Source organism: Rhizobium sp. PAMB 3182, from assembly GCF_052908355.1.
On record NZ_CM128607.1, the window covers coordinates 3,734,248 to 3,750,666 of the forward strand.

The 16,419-nt window shown below is 63.1% G+C and carries 11 protein-coding genes; 5 read left to right on the forward strand and 6 right to left on the reverse strand.

Translation table 11 applies throughout. The annotated features are described in order from the left end of the window. Window positions 1-8: 8 nt before the first annotated feature. The 5 genes from ACU5AZ_RS17925 to ACU5AZ_RS17945 all read right to left on the reverse strand — a co-directional run bounded on the left by ACU5AZ_RS17925 (window position 9) and on the right by ACU5AZ_RS17945 (window position 6,750). The gene (locus ACU5AZ_RS17925; protein ID WP_446823680.1) at window positions 9-920 is read right to left on the reverse strand and encodes an alpha/beta hydrolase; all 912 of its coding nucleotides are present in this window, start codon (window positions 918-920) and stop codon (window positions 9-11) included. Beyond that, on the reverse strand, window positions 921-2,609 hold the full coding sequence (locus ACU5AZ_RS17930; RefSeq protein ID WP_446823681.1) for an ABC transporter ATP-binding protein: 1,689 nt from the start codon (window positions 2,607-2,609) through the stop codon (window positions 921-923). It abuts the gene before it with no gap. An 8-nt stretch (window positions 2,610-2,617) separates the two neighbouring features. Further along, a complete protein-coding gene (locus ACU5AZ_RS17935; protein ID WP_446823682.1) occupies window positions 2,618-3,751 on the reverse strand; it encodes an ABC transporter permease in 1,134 nt (377 codons plus the stop codon). After that, window positions 3,744-4,730: an ABC transporter permease gene (locus tag ACU5AZ_RS17940; protein WP_446823683.1), complete on the reverse strand. Its 987-nt coding sequence runs from the start codon at window positions 4,728-4,730 to the stop codon at window positions 3,744-3,746. The genes ACU5AZ_RS17935 and ACU5AZ_RS17940 overlap by 8 nt, the downstream gene beginning before the upstream one ends. An 88-nt stretch (window positions 4,731-4,818) precedes the next feature. Beyond that, window positions 4,819-6,750 (reverse strand): ABC transporter substrate-binding protein, encoded by a 1,932-nt coding sequence (locus tag ACU5AZ_RS17945; RefSeq protein WP_446823684.1) that lies wholly within the window; start codon window positions 6,748-6,750, stop codon window positions 4,819-4,821. 179 nt (window positions 6,751-6,929) lie between these two features. Between ACU5AZ_RS17945 and ACU5AZ_RS17950 the strand changes: the two genes are divergently transcribed. The 4 genes from ACU5AZ_RS17950 (at window position 6,930) to ACU5AZ_RS17965 (ending at window position 10,893) form a co-directional block, all read left to right on the forward strand. Then, entirely contained in the window at window positions 6,930-7,820 is an 891-nt protein-coding gene (locus tag ACU5AZ_RS17950; protein ID WP_446823685.1) for an SMP-30/gluconolactonase/LRE family protein, read from the forward strand. Next, window positions 7,817-8,995 carry a mandelate racemase/muconate lactonizing enzyme family protein gene (locus ACU5AZ_RS17955; protein ID WP_446823686.1) on the forward strand — a complete coding sequence of 393 codons (1,179 nt, stop codon included), beginning with the start codon at window positions 7,817-7,819 and terminating at the stop codon, window positions 8,993-8,995. Before ACU5AZ_RS17950 ends, ACU5AZ_RS17955 begins: the two co-directional genes overlap by 4 nt. 9 nt (window positions 8,996-9,004) lie before the next feature. Further along, a complete protein-coding gene (locus ACU5AZ_RS17960; protein WP_446823687.1) occupies window positions 9,005-9,928 on the forward strand; it encodes an alpha/beta hydrolase in 924 nt (307 codons plus the stop codon). A gap of 185 nt (window positions 9,929-10,113) precedes the next feature. Continuing rightward, complete coding sequence (locus ACU5AZ_RS17965) at window positions 10,114-10,893, forward strand: FadR/GntR family transcriptional regulator (RefSeq protein WP_446823688.1); 780 nt, start codon at window positions 10,114-10,116, stop codon at window positions 10,891-10,893. Window positions 10,894-10,956: 63 nt separating this feature from the next. Here ACU5AZ_RS17965 and ACU5AZ_RS17970 read toward each other — a convergent pair whose 3' ends face one another. After that, window positions 10,957-12,210: an AGE family epimerase/isomerase gene (locus tag ACU5AZ_RS17970; protein WP_446823689.1), complete on the reverse strand. Its 1,254-nt coding sequence runs from the start codon at window positions 12,208-12,210 to the stop codon at window positions 10,957-10,959. 176 nt (window positions 12,211-12,386) lie between these two features. Between ACU5AZ_RS17970 and metH the strand changes: the two genes are divergently transcribed. Then, the gene (metH, locus tag ACU5AZ_RS17975) at window positions 12,387-16,157 is read left to right on the forward strand and encodes a methionine synthase (RefSeq protein WP_446823690.1); all 3,771 of its coding nucleotides are present in this window, start codon (window positions 12,387-12,389) and stop codon (window positions 16,155-16,157) included. The last annotated feature ends 262 nt before the right edge of the window (window positions 16,158-16,419 follow it).

Sequence of the window (16,419 nt, forward strand, 5' to 3'; positions counted from 1 at the left end):
TCCCTGTGTCATGGGCGGCCGGCAAGAAAGCCGGCGGCGCGGTGAAGTGCGGCGGTGGCTGCCGGCAGCAGTCTTCCGCGGTTGATGAAGCCGTGCGTGACGCCCGGCTCTATGTGAAGGCTTGTTTCGACGCAGGCCCGCGTCAGCGCATCGGCCATACGTTCGCTGTCCGAGCAAAGCACGTCGCATTCGGCGGCGATCAGCAGGGCGGGCGGCAGGCCGGCAAGGTCGGCAAGGAGAGGTGTGATCAAAGGCTCGCGGTCACGCTGGCCTTGCGGATCGTAGAGCGAGAAGAGATGCCGCATGCGCTCGCGGGTCAGACCCGGACCAGCCGCGAAACGTTCATAGCTCGGCGTCGAGAAGTCGGCGCCGAACACACCGTAGAATAGCAGCAATTTGGCAAGGCCCTGTTGCTTTTCGGCGAGTGCGGTTGCCATGGCCAGATTGGCGCCGGCCGAGGTTCCGCCGACAGCGATCCTGTCGGTGTCGAGATCAAGGGCAGGGCCTTCGCGCCTCAGCCATGCCAGTGCCTGACGGCAATCGTCCAGTCCGGCGGGAAAGGGATGCGCCGGGGCCAGTCGATAGGAGATGCTGAGGACGCTCCAGCCGCTTTCGGCCGCCAGTTCGCGGGCGGCGCGCTCGTTCAGTGCAATGGAGCCGCCCGACCAGCCGCCGCCATGGATGTAAAGGAGGACCGGTGTCTGGCCCTCGCGGCTGCGATAGAGGCGGGCCGACTGCGCTTGACCGGCAGCGCCTTCGAAGGTCAGGTCGCGGATGTCGGTCACGTCGCGCGCACCTTCGGCCCAGAAGGCGGCTGTCGCCGCGTCACCGAGCGGAGACAGGCGCGCATCTTCTGCCAGAACCTCTGCCATGCCCGGCGCGAAGGCCATCATCTCCGCGCGCCGCCGCCCTATGATCACCTATGCCTCCTCGCGGTAACGATGCCGCTGGCGGGTGCCGCGCAGCGCCGGGTCCGCAATCGGCACGGAAGAGAGCAGCGCCTTGGTGTAGGGATGTTGCGGATCGGTGATGATCTGCTCGGTTTCGCCGATCTCGACGATGCGGCCGTGATACATCACCGCGACGCGGTCGCAGAAATAGCGGATCACCGCCATGTCGTGACTGATGAAGATGAAGCTCAGCCCCATTTCCGCCTGCAACCGCAGAAGCAGGTCGAGAACCTGGGTGCGGATCGAGACGTCAAGCGCGGACGTCGGCTCGTCGGCGATCACCAGCTTCGGTTCCAGTGCAATGGCGCGGGCGACCACGATGCGCTGACGCTGGCCGCCCGAGAAGGCGTGCGGATAGCGCTCCATCATGTCCGGCGACAGCCCGACCTCCCGCAGGAGCTTGGCGACGCGGTCCTCGAGTTCGGAGCTGTTTGTCACGCCGTTGATGATCAGCGGCTCGGCGATGATCTGCTTGATCGTCATGCGCGGATTGAGCGAGGCGAACGGGTCCTGGAAGATCATCCGGACCTGCTGGCGATATTCCTTCAGCGCCTTCGTCGGCCGCTTGGCGATGTCGGCGCCCTGGTAGTCGATGACGCCGTCGGTCGGATCGTAGACGCGGGCGATGCAGCGACCGACGGTCGTCTTGCCTGAGCCGCTTTCGCCGACGATGCCGAGCGCTTCGCCCTGCTTCAGCTCGAAGGAGATGCCATCGACCGCCTTGGTGACTTCGGTGACGCGCTGGAGAAAGCCCTCACGCTTTTCAAAATGCAGCTTCAACTGGTCGACCTTGAGAATGGGCTGCGCGTTCGGGGCAGGGCGGACCTTCTCGGTCGCCGGCTCCTCCAGCCGCTTGACCGCGCCGAGTAGCTTCTGCGTGTAGGGATGGCGCGGCGCGCTGAAGATCTGGTGGACGTCGCCGCGCTCGACGACATAGCCCTTTTCCATCACGACGACCTCGTCGGCGATCTCGGCCACCACGCCCATGTCATGGGTGATGAACATGATGGCCATGCCGAGCTCGCGCTGGAGGTTGCGCATCAGGTCGAGAATTTCCGCCTGCGTCGTCACGTCGAGCGCCGTTGTCGGCTCGTCGGCGATCAGCACGTCCGGGCGGCAGGAGAGTGCCATGGCGATCATGGCGCGCTGGCGCATGCCGCCGGAATATTCGAAGGCGTACTTGTCGAGCGCCTTGTCCGGATTGGGGATTTCCACCTGCGCCAGAAGCTCGGCTGCCATCTTGCGGGCTTCCTGCTTGGAGACGTCGCGGTGCAGGCGGATCGCCTCGATGATCTGGTTGCCGATCGTATGGACCGGCGAGAGAGAGCTCATCGGTTCCTGGAAGATCATGCCGATGCGGCCGCCGCGGATCGCCCGGATTTCCTTGCCGCGCGGATCGAGCGCCGAGATATCCCGTTCGTTGTCACCGTCCGGATTGAACAGGATGCGGCCGCCGTTGATGACGCCGGGGCGTGGAACCATGTTGAGGATCGTGCGGGCGGTCACGGACTTGCCGGAGCCGCTCTCGCCGACGATGCAGGTGGTCTTGCCGCGATGGAGCTCGAAGCTGACGCCGTGAAGGACGTCATAGAGCCCTTTGCGGGTGTTGAAGCCGACGGTCAGGTTGTCGACGGTGATAACGGGTTTCGTCATGTCCATTCCTCGTCTCAATGGCCGTATGGGTCGGCGGCATCGCGCATGCCATCGCCGAGGAAGTTGAATGCCAGAACCGCGAGCACGACGAAGCCGCCGGGGATGAACAGCCATGGCGCCTGTGTCACCGAGCGGAGATTTTGCGCTTCCTTCAAAAGCACGCCCCAGCTGATGGCCGGCGGCTGCAGGCCAAGGCCGAGGAAGGAGAGGCTTGTTTCGGCAAGGATCATCAGCGGGATCGCCAGCGTCATCGAGGCGATGATGTGCGAGGTCAGCGACGGCAGCATGTGGCGGTAGATGATGCGTGCCTCCGACGCACCGTCGAGACGGGCGGCGATGACGAAATCATCGTTCTTCATGGCGAGAAACCGGCCGCGCACCACGCGCCCGAGTTCGGTCCAGCCGACGAGGCTGACGATCAGGGTGATGACGAAATACTGCTGGTAGATCGGCCAGGAGGCCGGCAATGCGGCCGCCAAGGCCAGCCAGATCGGAATGGTCGGCAGGCTCAGCACGAATTCGATGAGGCGCTGGATGACGGCGTCGACGCGGCCGCCGTAATAGCCCGATATGCCGCCAAGGGTGATGCCCAGGAACAGGCTGATGGCGACGCCGATGAGGCCGATCGACATGGAAATGCGTGTGCCGTAGACGACGCGGCTGAACATGTCGCGGCCGAGCCGGTCGGCGCCGAAGAAGTAGAAGCGATCCTTCGGGTCCTGGCTGGCGAAGAGATGCGTGTTCATGGGGATGATGCCCCATAATTCGTAGGCGGGACCTTCGCCGAACAGGCGCAGATAGATCTTGCGGTCGGAACGCTCGTAGGTCACCTGCAGCGAGACCGGGTCGCGATTGCGCTTCATCTCATAGACATAAGGCCGGATGTGCATGCCGTCCTCGGCATGGTCGATGAAGTGGATCGCCTGTGGTGGCTGGAAGACGGCGCGCCGGTTCTGGTCCGACGGATCGTCGGGGGCGATGACCTCGGCAAAAAGGGCGACCATATAGAACAGGACGATGACCCAGAAGCCGACGACGGCCAGCTTGTGCCGTTTGAAGGCCCAATAGGTCAGCTGCCATTGCGAGGCGATCGCGACCTTGTCATTGCCAGTGCCGCTCTCGATGCTTGCATTCACGGTATCACTCATATTTCACCCTCGGGTCGAGCAGCACGAGCAGGATGTCGGAGATCAGCATGCCGACGACCGTCAGCGAGGAGAGCAGCAGCACGAAGGCGCCGGCGAGATACATGTCCTGCGACAGGAGCGCCTGCAGCATGAGGGGACCGGCGGTCGGCAGGCTCAAGACGATGGCGGTGACGACGGCACCCGACACCAGGTTGGGAAGCACCCAGCCGATCGTCGAGACGAACGGGTTCAATGCCACGCGCACCGGATATTTCATGATCAGCCAGAATTCGGACATGCCCTTGGCGCGCGCGGTGTCGACATAGGGCCGGTTCAGCTCGTCCAGGAGATTGGCGCGCATGATGCGGATCAGGCTGGCGGTGGCGCCTGTGCCGAGCACGACGACGGGCAGCCACAGATGCTTCAACAGGTCGATGAAGCGACCCCACGACCAGGGGGCATTGACATATTCGTTGGAGAACAGACCGCCGACATCGGAGCCGAAATAGACGACGCCGATATACATGAGGACCAGTGCCAGCAGGAAGTTCGGCGTCGCCAGCCCCAGAAAGCCGAGCGTCGAGGCGACATAGTCACCGATCGAATACTTGCGGACGGCCGAGTAGATGCCGATCGGCAGGGAGATGGCCCAGGAAAACAGCAGGGTTGCCAGCGACAGGATCAGCGTCAGCGCCATGCGCTCCCAGATCAGCTCCGAGACCGGCTGGCGCCATTCGAAAGACATGCCGAAGTCGCCGTGCAGGAGATTGCCGATCCATTTGAAGTACTGGACGTAGATCGGCTGGTCGAGGCCGAAGCGCTGGCGCAGATTGTCGATCGCCGACTGATCGAGCACTTCGTTGGATTCGGCGAGCTTGGCGATATAGGTGGTCAGATAGTCGCCGGGCGGTGCCTGGATCAGCAGGAAGGATACCACGGAGACCGCGAAGAGAAACGGGATCATCCAGAGAAGCCGTTTGAGAATATAGCGCCAGAGCATGGCTGAAAGCCGTCCGTTCTGTTGTTTCAGGGCATTTGACGTAAATGCCGGCCCCGATTGGAAGGGCCGGCATTCAGGCAGCACGTGGTTACTTCTTGAAGAAGTAGGTCTGCGGCAGGGTCGGAGCCGGATCCGGATACATCCACGAGGACGGGATCTTTTCCGGAACGTTCATGAGCTTGTTGTTGACCACGCCGAAGGTGCTGGTCGCCGAGGAGATCGAGAACATTTCGAACTGGTCGGCCGAGATCTGCAGGATCTTCTTGAAGATCTCTTCCTGCTTGGCCGGGTCGGCGGCGCCCTTGAACTCGTCATAGAGTTTCAGGCGTTCCTTGTTCGATTCGTTCGGCTCCTCGCCTTCCTTGCCGCCGGTCAGATACCAGCGCACCCACGGGATCGCCTGCCAGGAGCCCTGCGGATGGATCGGGAAGTAGTCGCGCGGATCGAAATAGGCATCGAGGCCGCCTGGCGACTGCCAGACCATGAAGTCGTAGTCGTTGGCTTCGCCGCGCGAATAGTAGATCGAGCGCTCGACCGAGGTGGCGTTCAGTTCGATGCCGATCTTCTGCCACTGCTCCTTCATGATTTCGAGCGCGTCGCCCCAGTCGGGCTGCTCGATGCCGGTGTAGTTGACGTTGAAGGTGAAGCGCTTGCCGTCCGGACGCAGCCGGTAGCCCTGGGCGTCACGCTTGTCGAGGCCGGCGGCGTCGAGCAGTTCGTTGGCCTTGTCGGGGTCGTATTCGGTGAACTGGTGCGACAGCTGCTCGTTGTAGAGCGGGCTCTGCTCCAGCGGACCGATCTGCCAAGGCTTGCCGACACCCTGGTAGACGATGTCGATGATTTCCTCACGATCGATGCCGAGCGACAGGGCAACGCGGACGTTCTTGTCGTTCAGCAGCTTGCGCATCACCGGATCCTTGTGTGTCAGGTTCAGGTGAACGGTCATGGTGCTCGAACTGGACGGGGTCGCTTCGTAGAAGTGGAAGCCACCCTTTTCCATGGCCTGCGCGAGCACCGGCTTGTTGGCGAGCGTATCGATCTTGCGGCGCTGCATGTCGATGTTGCCGGCGACCGCTTCGAGCAGGAGCGCCTGGTTGTCGGGAGCGACGCCCATGGTGACTTCGTCGGTGTAGGGCAGCTGGTTGCCCTTGTCGTCGACCTGCCAGAAATAGGGGTTGCGGGTCATGACCACGCGGGTCGTGCCGGCGGTGTAGGCCTGGTCGGTCATGATCCAGGGATCAAGGGTCGGACGGGCAGGATTGCCCCAGCGGGCGGGCGATTCCAGTTCACCGCACTTCAGCTTGAAGAGCGACGGCCAGTCCTCGACGCCGGGAGTGTCCTTGACCATCTTGTCGACGTCCGGATTGTACTTCGGCACGAACTGCTTGCAGTAGTGCTTGGCCCAGAAGACCGGTTCCTGGGCGAGCGGCGTCGCCAGGAGCTGCAGGAACAGGCCGTAGGGGCCGGCAAACTTGAACTTGACGGTGTAGTCGTCGATCTTTTCGGCCTTCATCCGCTGGTTGTCGACCGCGTAGTTCGACGGTGCCGAGGGATAGAATTCCTCGTTGTTCAAGAGATCGTCGACGAAGAACATCACGTCGTCAGCGGTGAAGGGTTCCCCGTCCGACCACTTCATGCCCTTGCGCAGGTGGAACGTGAACTCGGTTGCGTCGGCATTGGCCTCCCAGCTCTCCGCGACGTTCGGTTCAATTCCGGACCAGTCGGCCTTCCAGCGCGTCAGGCCCTGGGGGCCGACGATGCGAAGAATGGAGTTGTGGTCGTTCGAGCCGCCGAGCATGCGGCGCAGCGTGCCGCCATAGGTGCCGGTCTCGTTGAGCGGCGTGATGACGTCCGGCTTTTCCGGCAGTCGCTGGTCGACGGGAGGCAGCTTGCCTGCCTTCACCTGTTCCTCGAGCATAGGGGCGTCCTGGAATGCCCAGGCGCTTAGCGGGGTAAGCATCAGCGCGGCAGCGGCTGACGCCATCAGCGGCCGGCGCATCCTGCACCAAATGTTGTTCATGATTCCTCCTCCAAGGTGCGGCGATTGAACGTGCCGCATCTGGCAAGCTGGCATCATAAGGACCATGTTGTCAAACAAATTTCAAATGATGTATGACATGTTGCGTCGCATCGTAACCAATGCGAGTATCCGCCTGCCTGACGATCTGGGTGGACAGAGTGCAGAATGGAGAATTGCGAATGCGGATTGAGTGCGTCCTCGAGCCATGCAGTACGGTGGGCGAGGGGCCTTTCTGGGATGTCGGACAGCAGTGCCTGTGGTGGGTCGACATCCCCGCCGGCAAGGTACATCGCTTCGATCCGGCCCTTGGCGAAAACCGCTCGCGCGCCTTCGGCGAAGCTGCCGGATGCCTTGCCCCGACCGGCGACGGAGGGCTGGTGGTCGCCGGGCGGAACGGCATTTTCCGCTTCGATTTCGAGAGCGGCGAGAAGACGCTGATCGTCGATCCGGAGCCCGACATGCCGAAGAATCGCTTCAACGACGGGGCGACGGACGGGAGGGGGCGGTTCTGGGCCGGGACCATGCGCGAAGGCGGTGGTCCGGTGCCGGAAGGCTCCATCTATCGGCTTGATCTGGACGGTACATGCACGCGCTGGTTTTCCGAGATATTCACGCCCAACGGGTTGGCATTTTCCGCAGACGGTAAGCGCATGTACTTCTCCGATTCCAACCCTGCCGTGCGGACCATCTGGGTCTGCGATTATGACGAGGAAACCGGAACGCCCTCCAACCGGCGGGTGTTCTTCGACACCCGTGCCGTCGAGGGCCGACCGGACGGCGGCACCGTCGATGCCGAGGGCTGCTACTGGATGGCCGGTGTGGGCGGCTGGCAACTGGTGCGCTACACGCCCGAAGGCGCAATCGACCGGATCATCGACATGCCGGCGGAACGGCCGACCAAGATCATGTTTGGCGGGCCGTATCTCGACACCCTTTACGTGACCAGCTTCGGCACTGAAAAGACACCGGGCACCGAGGACCGGCAACCTTGCGCCGGCGGCCTGTTCGCCATCACCGGGCTTGGTGTACGGGGCTTGGCTCAAACGCCGTTTGGAGGAGAACGACTATGAAAATTACGGGTTTGCGATCATTCATGAGTTGCGACCGGGATCGGCCGCGTGTGCTGGTCGCGATCGACACCGACGAGGGCATCACCGGCTGGGGGGAGTGCTACAATCACGGTCCCGACCGGGCTCTGCCGCCGCTTCTCGACTATCTCTACCTTCAGATCGAGGGCGCGGACCCGAGACGGATCGAGGCCCTTGTGTTGAAGCTCATGCAGCAGAGCCGCTTTCCTCCCGGGGCTCTCGGCCTTGCGGCGATCTCGGCCATCGACCATGCGCTGTGGGACATTTCCGCAAAGGCGCTCAACGTGCCGGTCTACATGCTGCTCGGCGGCAATGTGCGCGAGCGGGTGCGGGTCTATCAGGGCGTCTATACGGCGCCGGAGCCGGAGCGCATCCGCGATCACTGCATTGAAATGCGCGAGAGCTACGGGCTGACCGCCTTCAAGCTGTCTCCCTACCGGATCGATATCCATGCCAACCCGTGGGGCAAGGTTCTCAGGACGACCGGCGAATGGGTGGAGAAGGTGATGGAGGCTTGCGGGGAGGACGTCGAGTTTGCCTTTGACGCCCACGCCAAAATCTACGAGCCCTGGCAGGCCGTGCAGCTCGGCAATCTTCTCGCCGAATTCAATCCGTTGTTTTACGAGGAGCCGATCCGGCCGGAGAATTTCGAGGCCTGGGGCCGGCTGAAATCGCAGCTCAAGGTGCCGCTGGCGACCGGCGAAAGCCTGTTTTCCAAGTTCGAGTTCCTGCGCCTGATGCAGGTCTCCGGCGCCGATATCATCCAGCCGGATATCTGCGTGATCGGTGGGCTCCTCGAAATGCGCAAGATCGCGGCGATGGCCGAGGCGCATTATGTCAGCGTCGCGCCGCACAATCCGATGGGGCCGCTGGCGACCGCGGTGAACCTGCACTTCGCGGCCTCACAGCCGAACTTCAAGATCCTCGAATACCGCCTGCCGGTCGGCGCGGCCTATCACAGCGACGGCATGAGTGGCGACGAGCGCGTCGGCTATGTCGTCGATCCCTATGTGCCGAAGGGCGGGTATCTGGAGCTCAGGCCCGACCGGCCAGGCTGGGGCGTCGAGATCGACGAGGAATACCTGAAAACCGACCGCTACGTGCATTGGGAGCGCAAGCTGCCGATCCGCCCGGACGGCTCGACGGCGCATTGCTGAGGGGGCGACATGTCTGAGACGGCAGAGATGTTTCGCAGCCGGATCGCAGCGCTGGTCGGCTGGCGGAGCGATCTGGCTGCCAGCGGCCGGACGACCGAGACGGTACCGATGGCGGATGGCGGCAGCCGTGAAACGGTAACATTGTCGATCGATGGTCGCGACGTTTCCGGGATTCTGCTGTTGCCGGCGCGCCTGCCGTGTCCGGCGATCCTCTATTGCCATGCGCATGGCGGCAACTACGAACAGGGGGCGGACGAGCTACTGACCGGCGCACTCTACCTTGCCGGCCCCTATGCCGAAGATCTTCTGAAGCTCGGTTTCGCCGTCCTGTCGGTCGACATGCCCGGCTTCGGTTCGCGCCAGGGTGAGGGGAGCGAAAGCGCGATGGCCAAGGCGGCGCTGTGGCGGGGCGATTGCCTGTTCGGCGAGATGCTGAAGTGCCAGGCCGCCGCGCTCGGCTATCTCGCGTCAAGGCCGGAGGTGGACGAGGGACGGATCGCGGCGCTCGGCATTTCGATGGGGGGCGCGCTGGCGTCGTGGCTCGGAGCATTGGACGGCCGGGTCGCGGCGGTCGCGGATCTCTGCATGCTCGCCGACATCAAGGAGCTGATCGCGCTCGGTGTTCATGATCGCCACGGCATCTATCTGACGGTGCCGGGCCTGCTCGCGGTGGCCGACATGGGCGATATCGCGGGTCTGGTCGCGCCGCGTTCGCAGTTCGTCGGGCACGAGCGGGGCGATCATCTGACGCCGGCCGCCGCGCGCGATTCAGCACTGACGACTGTGACGGCGGCCTATCGAATGGCCGGATCGGAAGACAAGCTCGACCGCTTTCTCGGCGATGGCGATGGCCACAAGGAAAGCCCTGCGATGCGGCAGGCGACGCTCGCCTTCCTGCGCCGTTGGGTGGGTGGCCCGCCGGCGGAGCTGTGAATGGCGGCTTGTCTGCTGTGCGGCTCTTGCCTGGGTTGCGGCATGACCTGTTTGCTTAATTTATCATACAAGTATAGCGTATATGTATGAATATAAACTGGAGTCGGTGAGGCACCAGGTCTCGGCAAAAGGAATGTCTTGACAAAGCCTTGCTGAGGGCCTTCGGAGAAGGGGCAGTTGAAGAGATGCCGGGGAGAAAGAAAACCGTGGAAGGGTTTGCGAAGTTCGCCAACAAGGGCAAGGGTACGCTTGTCTCCAAAATTGGCGAAGAACTGAGACGCGCCATACAGTCCGGAAAATTCTCGCCCGGCGAAAAGCTGCCGAGCGAAGTACAGCTGACCGAGACCTACGGCGTCAGCCGGACCGTGGTGCGCGAGGCGATTGCCGCCTTGCGGGCGGACGGGCTGGTCGTGGCGCGGCAAGGGGCGGGCGTCTTCGTTCTCGATTCGCCGTCCGTGCCGTTCTTCCCGCAGCAGCGTATCGACCAGGCGCGCGTCTCATCGATGATCGAGCTTCTGGAGCTGCGCACGGCCGTCGAGGTCGAGGCGGCCGGACTTGCCGCCCAGCGTCGCTCGCCGGCGCAAGAAGACCGCATCTTCAGCTGTCACGCCGCCGTCGTTGCCTGCATCGAAGCGCAGCGGCCGACGTCGGAAGAGGATTTCGCCTTTCACCTCGCCATCGCCAGTGCCACCAACAATCCACGCTTTGCGGAGTTCCTGTCGCGGCTCGGCACGCAGATCATTCCGCGTGCGGCCCTGCAGACCGAGAGCGGCGACGAGCGCGACATGAGCTATGCCAAGCGGATCTGCGCCGAGCACGAGGCCATCGTGGTGGCGATTTCCAACGGTGACGAGGAGGGCGCGCGCGAGGCGATGCGCCGGCACCTGAAGGGCAGTCAGGCCCGCTACCGCGCCCTGCTGCGTTCCGATGCGCTTTCGGGTGCTGCGCGGACGCTGTCGTCCTGACGATCTGATATCCTGGATATGATGCAGGGGATGCAGGGCGGCTCACAGGCCGCCCTTTTTCGTTCAGAGCGCGGCGCCGTTCTCGGCAATCATCTTTGTCAGGCTGCCATCGGCCGGAAAGAGCGGGATCAGGCAGGCCTGCAGCGCGTGATAGATGTCGTCACGGGTCGGGAAGAGTTCGGCTTCCGGCTTCATGTCTTCCGACAGCTGCTGGTGCCAGCCGCCATTCTCGCGGTCGACGAAGTGGCGGGCGATCGTGTCCCAGATCTTGCGGTAGCTTTCCTCGTGGAAGTCGCCGAACGAATGCTCGTTGAGGAAATGCGCAGCACCGGCGCCTTCGGCCATCGGCCACCAGAGCTTGAAGCCGCGGGAAACCGCATTGTCCCAGCCGATCGTGTAGACAAAGCCGCCGCGATCACGGTCCCAGCCAAGCGCCATGGACTGGAAGAACAGCGCCTTGGCTGCTTCCGGCATCCAGTCGTGCTTGCGGCCGCCGAGCGTCCAGAGCTGCAGGAGGAGGCGGGCCCATTCCAGCCAGTGGCCGGGCGTCGAGCCGGACGGGCGGAACATCTGGTCGCCGTCATAGGCCTGGTCGACCGTCCAGTCGGTGTCGAAATGCTCGGGTACCCGGTAGTTGAGCTCGGCGGCCTTGCGATTGATGATGAGGTCGGCGATGCGCTCGGCCTTGTCGAGGTAATCGCGTTCGCCGGTCACCTCGAAGGCCGCCATCAGCGCTTCCGTCAGGTGCATGTTGCAGTTCTGGCCGCGATAGGTGCCGCCGTCCTTTAGCGACCAGTCGCGCTCGAATTCCTCGGCGATGGCGCCGTGCTCGTCTTCCCAGAAGCGGGTGTTGATCACGCCGGTGATATCGGCCAGCAGCTCGTCGGCCAGCGGATGGCCGACGGTCTTGGCGGAGGAGGCGGCCAGCAGCACGAAGGCGTGGCCATAGCCCTGCTTGGAGGCGTCCACCGGACCGTTGTCGTCAACTCGCCAGAAATAACCGCCGTGCTCGGCGTCGCGGTGGCGGTTCCAGAGAAAGTTCATGCCGTGGTCGACGATCTCCCAGGCGCCGGGGCGGCCAAGCAGATGTGCGATGGCGAAGCAATGGATCATCCGGCAGGTGACGTGAATGCCGCGCACCGGGTTTTCGCCTTCCGGCAGGCTGCCGTCGAGGTTGAGCTCGAAGAAGCCGCCCTTCGGATTGATGATAGAGCCTTCGAAGAAGTTGAAGAGGTTGTCGGCCTGGCTCATCAGCCAGCGGCGGTGATAGGTGCGGTCTTTCCACTTTTCCGGATTGGTTTCCGCAATTTGACCCATCGTCTTCTCCCGTTATGCTGGCGTCATCAAATCGGATCACTCATCTATCGCTTTTGCCTGCGGATGTCACCGCCGAGGCCACTTTGTCGTTGGTCAAGTTTTGCGATAGACATGTTGACATAAAGATATCTTTATGTGATCTGCAATACTCATGCATGCACACGAGGAGAATGCCCATGTTCGATGATCTTTTTGGCCCCGAGGGAGAAAAGCGCGACGGCAGGGAGATTGCGGCGGCTCTGAAAAAGGCTGCCAGCGAGCGCATCCTGATCCTCGACGGCGCCATGGGCACGCAGATCCAGGGCCTCGGCTTCGACGAGGATCATTTCCGCGGCGACCGCTTCATCGGCTGCGAGTGCCATCAGCAGGGCAACAACGACCTTCTGATCCTCAGCCAGCCGAAGGCGATCGAGGAGGTGCATTACCGCTATGCGATGGCGGGCGCGGATATCCTGGAAACCAACACCTTCTCCTCGACGGTCATCGCCCAGGCCGACTATGCGATGGAAGACATCGTCTACGACCTCAACCGCGACGGCGCGCGGCTTGCCCGCCGGGCCGCGCTCCGGGCCGAGAAGCAGGACGGCAAGCGCCGTTTCGTCGCCGGCGCCGTCGGGCCGACGAACCGCACCGCATCGATCTCGCCGGACGTCAACAATCCCGGCTACCGCGCCGTCACCTTCGACGGATTGCGTGAGGCCTATGGCCAGCAGATCGTCGGACTGATCGACGGTGGCGCCGACATCATCCTTATCGAAACCATCTTCGATACGCTGAACGCCAAGGCGGCGATCTTCGCGGCCGAAGAGGCCTTCGCGGAGAAGGGCATCCGCCTGCCGGTGATGATTTCCGGCACGATCACCGACCTTTCCGGCCGGACGCTCTCCGGCCAGACGCCGTCTGCCTTCTGGAATTCCGTGCGCCACGCCAACCCGTTCACGATCGGTCTCAACTGTGCGCTCGGCGCGGATGCGATGCGACCGCACCTGCAGGAACTGTCGGGTGTGGCGGACACCTTCATCTGCGCCTATCCGAATGCCGGCCTGCCGAACGCCTTCGGCCAGTATGACGAAACGCCGGACGACATGGCCCGCCAGATCCGCGGCTTTGCAGACGAAGGCCTCGTCAACGTCGTCGGCGGCTGCTGCGGTTCGACGCCCGAGCATATTGCCGCGATCCGCGACGCCGTCTCGGACTTCAGCCCGCGCGTCGTGCCGGAGCACAGGCCGTTCATGTCGCTTTCCGGCCTTGAGCCTTTCGTGCTGACGCCGGAAATCCCGTTCGTCAATGTCGGCGAGCGCACCAATGTTACGGGGTCCGCCAAGTTCCGCAAGCTGATCACCGCCGGCGACTACAACGCCGCGCTCGATGTCGCCCGCGACCAGGTGGAAAACGGCGCCCAGATCATCGACATCAACATGGACGAAGGCCTGATCGATTCGGAAAAGGCGATGGTCGAGTTCCTGAACCTGATCGCCGCCGAGCCGGACATTGCCCGGGTGCCGGTGATGATCGACAGTTCGAAATGGTCGATCATCGAGGCGGGCCTGAAATGCGTGCAGGGCAAGGCGCTGGTCAATTCAATCTCGATGAAGGAAGGCGAGGAAGCCTTCCTCAAGCAGGCCGAACTCGTGCGCCGCTATGGTGCTGCCGTCGTCGTCATGGCTTTTGACGAGGAGGGCCAGGCCGACACCTACGAGCGCAAGGTGGAAATCTGCACGCGCGCCTACAAGCTCCTGACCGAAAAGGTCGGGATCGCGCCGGAAGACATCATCTTCGACCCGAACGTGTTCGCGATTGCGACCGGCATCGAGGAACACAACGACTATGGCGTCGCCTTCATCGAGGCGGCGCGGACGATCCGGAAGACGCTGCCGCATGTGCATATTTCCGGCGGCGTGTCGAACCTCTCCTTCTCCTTCCGCGGCAACGAACCCGTGCGCCAGGCCATGCATGCCGTGTTCCTTTACCACGCCATCCAGGCGGGCATGGACATGGGCATCGTCAATGCCGGCCAGCTGTCGGTCTACGAGACGATCGAACCGGAACTGAAGGAGGCCTGCGAGGACGTGGTCCTCAACCGCAGCCCGAACGCCACCGAGCGGATGCTGGAGATCGCCGAGCGCTATCGTGGCACCGGCACCAAGGGCCCCCGCGAGCAGGACCTTTCCTGGCGCGAATGGCCGGTCGAAAAGCGCCTTGAGCATGCGCTTGTCAACGGCATCACCGAATATATCGACGCCGACACGGAAGAGGCGCGGCTTGCCGCCGAGCGGCCGCTGCATGTCATCGAAGGGCCGCTGATGGCCGGCATGAATGTCGTCGGCGACCTGTTCGGCGCCGGCAAGATGTTCCTGCCGCAGGTGGTCAAGTCCGCCCGCGTGATGAAGCAGGCGGTCGCCGTGCTCTTGCCTTACATGGAGGCGGAGAAGCTCGCCAATGGCGGCAGTGGCCGCGAGACTGCCGGCAAGGTGCTGATGGCGACCGTCAAGGGCGACGTCCATGACATCGGCAAGAACATCGTCGGCGTCGTGCTCGCCTGCAACAATTACGAGATCATCGATCTCGGCGTCATGGTGCCGGCGACGAAGATTCTCGAAACGGCCGTGAAGGAAAAGGTCGACATCATCGGTCTCTCCGGCCTCATTACCCCGTCGCTTGACGAGATGGTGCATGTGGCTTCCGAAATGGAGAAGCAGGGTTTTGACATTCCGCTGTTGATCGGCGGCGCGACGACGAGCCGTGTCCACACCGCCGTCAAGATCCATCCGCGCTACCAGCGCAACCAGGCGGTCTACGTCACCGATGCGAGCCGCGCGGTCAACGTCGTCTCGACGCTCCTGTCGAAGACGGCGCGCGACGTCTATGTCGAGCAGATCCGTGCCGAATACAGGAAGGTCGCCGAAGCCCACGAGCGCGCCGAGCGGGAGAAGCAGCGCCTGCCGATCGCGGCCGCCCGCGCCAATGCCGTCAAGCTCGACTGGGACACCTACCAGCCGGTGAAGCCGAGCTTTACCGGCACCAAGGTGTTCGAGGACTACGATCTTGAAGAGCTTGCCCGCTACATCGACTGGACGCCCTTCTTCCAGACCTGGGAATTGAAGGGCCGCTATCCGGCGATCCTCGAGGACGAGAAGCAGGGCGAGGCGGCGCGCCAGCTTTTTGCCGACGCTCAAGCAATGCTCGAAAAGATCATTGCCGAAAAATGGTTCCGCCCGCGCGCCGTGATCGGCTTCTGGCCGGCCAATGCCGTCGGTGACGATATCCGTCTCTACAAGGACGATGCCCGCAAGGACGAGCTGGCGATGCTGCATACGCTGCGCCAGCAGCTCTCCAAGCGTGGCGACCGGCCGAACGTGGCGCTATCGGACTTCGTCGCGCCGGAAGTCTCCGGCAAGCCGGACTATGTCGGCGGCTTCGTGGTGACGGCGGGCATCGAGGAAGTGGCGATCGCCGAGCGCTTCGAACGCTCGAACGACGATTATTCCTCGATCCTCGTCAAGGCGCTTGCCGACCGTTTCGCCGAGGCCTTCGCCGAACGCATGCACGAGCGGGTGCGGCGCGAATTCTGGGGCTATGCGACCGAGGAGAACCTGACGAGCGACGAGCTGATCTCGGAAACCTATGCCGGCATCCGGCCCGCGCCGGGCTATCCGGCGCAGCCGGACCACACCGAGAAGACTACGCTCTTCAATCTGCTCGACGCGACGGCGGCGACCGGCGTGGAGCTGACGGAAAGCTTCGCCATGTGGCCCGGATCATCCGTCTCTGGCCTCTATATCGGCCATCCCGACAGCTACTATTTCGGCGTCGCCAAGGTCGAGCGCGACCAGGTCGAGGACTATGCCCAGCGCAAGGGCATGAGCATGGAAGAGGCCGAACGCTGGCTGGGACCGGTCCTGAACTACGTGCCGAGGCAGTCGGGGGCGGTCGACGACGCGGCGTAATCTCTGTCGTTTGGATATGCCCCTCCCCAACCCCTCCCCACAAGGGGGAGGGGCTTTGCTGCCACGCGCTTGTTCTCCCCTACAGACCTTGAAAGCAGCTCGAGGTTGGTAGTGCGGGAATGCGTTGCCAGAGGTTAGCCCCTCCCCCTTGTGGGGAGGGGTTGGGGAGGGGAAACTCGCGCTGGTGAGTATTCTTCGCAAACCGATTCAAGTGATTGAGCATCCGATTCCGCTTTCTCCTCCAAGATACTGATTTCGGATT